Origin of the sequence: Robertmurraya korlensis NBRC 107688, from assembly GCF_001591645.1 — a bacterium.
Taxonomy (GTDB): Bacteria; Bacillota; Bacilli; order Bacillales; family Cytobacillaceae; genus Robertmurraya_A.
The window spans coordinates 1-589 of the sequence record NZ_BCVH01000067.1 but is presented as its reverse complement, the minus strand read 5'-3'; the positions used below and the strand labels follow the sequence as shown (position 1 = coordinate 589).

1 protein-coding gene is annotated in these 589 nt (G+C 36.8%); it reads right to left on the bottom strand.

Translation table 11 applies throughout. From position 1 onward, the window contains the following. Positions 1-130 precede the first annotated feature (130 nt). Complete coding sequence (locus BKO01S_RS23710; protein ID WP_232311312.1) at positions 131-547, bottom strand: reverse transcriptase family protein; 417 nt, start codon at positions 545-547, stop codon at positions 131-133. Between the last annotated feature and the right edge of the window lie 42 nt (positions 548-589).

Below are 589 nucleotides of genomic sequence, written 5' to 3'. Positions count from 1 at the left end.
TTAGGGTCAGCGATTCGGAGTTTTAGAAACTCCATCATCCATCTGTGATCAACGTTGTCAAAGAAACCTTTAATATCTACATCTACTACATAACTTACTGCTCTCTTTTCAATATACAGATTCAGTATTTTCAGTGCATCATGACAGTTTCTTTATGGCGAAATCCAAATGAACAGTCTAGGAGGTCATTTTCATAGATAGTGTTTAGTATTTTGGTAATGCCCTTTTGTACAATTTTATCCTCATGTTCCGGTATTCCCAACGGTCTTTTCTTGTCTGAGTTGAGCTTTGGGATATACATTCGTCTTACTGGAACAGGGCGATAGCTTATACTTTTGAGCCTACTTACCAAATCAGTTATGTTTTCTTCCAAGTTTTCGCTGTATTGTTCCTTAGTCGTTCCGTTAACACCCGTTGCCTTTCTATTTGGTAGTCCATGATGACACTGTGTTAGTGATTGCTCATTTAATAAATGGGCAAGTGATGTAAATTTCATTTTAGGCTGAGACTTTGCTAATTCTGCTATCCTTAGTAGTTTTGTTTCCATTATTATTCCTACCTCTGTGTGTAGTTAATGTGTCCCTAGTAA

Excerpts from the sequence above, each read along its gene's own strand:
- BKO01S_RS23710 (WP_232311312.1), bottom strand. The coding sequence starts at position 547 with ATGGAAACAAAACTACTAAGGATAGCAGAATTAGCAAAGTCTCAGCCT.